This window comes from Mesorhizobium sp. M0437 (genome assembly GCF_040321335.1).
Classification (GTDB): domain Bacteria; phylum Pseudomonadota; class Alphaproteobacteria; order Rhizobiales; family Rhizobiaceae; genus Mesorhizobium.
Genome location: NZ_JAMYRK010000200.1, coordinates 1 through 1,450, shown reverse-complemented (window position 1 = coordinate 1,450; position 1,450 = coordinate 1). Strand labels below are relative to the sequence as shown.

The 1,450-nt window shown below is 55.5% G+C and carries 1 protein-coding gene; it reads right to left on the bottom strand.

The features are described 5' to 3' along the window. The coding region (locus NKI72_RS34950; protein WP_352852244.1) for a toll/interleukin-1 receptor domain-containing protein at positions 1-715 on the bottom strand (715 nt) is incomplete at its 3' end. Positions 716-1,450 lie beyond the last annotated feature (735 nt).

Genomic DNA, 1,450 nt, shown 5'->3' with positions numbered 1-1,450 from the left:
GATCTGGAACGATCGTGTAGCCGGAATTCGTGAGTTCGACCACCATGCGGTCGTAAGCGCTCCGCGTGTCGCTCGCAGGTTTGGCCAAATACACCGCCCTGTCGCTGGTCGGGCGCGGCTTGAGCGAGATGGCCTCCGGTGGTGGAGTCATCTCATGCGAGGCGTATCTCACGGCCCGGCGCCTCAGCACTTTGGCAAGCTCATCCAGACGTTCGTAGTACTGGTTGTCACGGGAGACCCCATGAACAAAGAATTCCCGTTCCAGATCCACCTCGTCGGGGTCGTCGAGAGCATAGAACTGTATTCCGCTCTGGCCCTGTAACAGCGATGGCCGGCGATCATTTGCGACGTGGCGCTTGCCGACCACAATGATCCGCTCGCGAATGCCGGATTCGTCGGACCGCCAGCGGTCAGTGAAGATTTTTAGTTCTTGCTTGCAATAGTCGCTCGACATCCAGTTGGGCGACAGGACCGCCAGCATCAACGCCGATGCCTCGATTGCCTCGGCTATCTTTTTGTCGAACTGATCCGCCTGATCGACCTGACGGACGTCACGCCAAAGCTTTGGTTTGGGGTCGCCATAATCCCTGAACCTATAATGCAATTGATCGTAGAGGGCGGTGATGAAACCCTTCTTCGCCGGCTCATCGGGCGGCGACACATCGTCATTGCGCGCATAAGAGACAAAAATCTGAACTGGACTATCCGAAACCATCCGCCCGTTCCCCAACCCTTGGTCGTGCTGGCTAGTACATGAACTTACGCTTTGTGCTTTCGCATCGCAAGTAGATGCGGAAACCGGAGGTAAATAGGGCAGGTTTAATGGAGAAGCATGAAAGGCGTCTATGCCTGAAACTGTGGGATACCAAGAGGAATAAGCTCTCGGCATGTTTTCTGGACGGCGGGAAGTCGTTGAAGAAATTCTTTTGCAAAAACCGATACTAAATGGCTGGACGGTACGGCTGTTACGATCCAAGATTCATCGGTACGGACAGCTCTGAGGGTCTGAACCTCACCCGACATTCAGATTCACGGTGCGACGTTCAACTCACTCGACAAGGCTCTGCTTGAGGAGACAATCCTTCATGAGGGGGCTGCCATGCCTTGGGCTTGGAGCCACGAAGCCGTTTCCGAATATCACCTCGCCAAAATTGAACGACAGGCGTGGCTTCTGACGGTAGAACTCCGCGACGCGCAGTTGTCGCAGAGAACGTCGGCAACCGCTATGCGCGACGAACGTGGTCCGGCAATTAGTGGGCCGTTAGCGGAATGTCAGCTTCTGGTGTTCGAACCTAGTTATAGAGACACCTGGGCCAGCGCGAGCATCGGCGTGACATGACCCAAAGGCGACAAGTCGACCAAAAAGGTGGGAAGGGCAGCGAACCCCTCTATATCGATAGCCATGGATGCATCGAGCGACCACCCGCAAAACGACGAGCTTCTCTCGGAC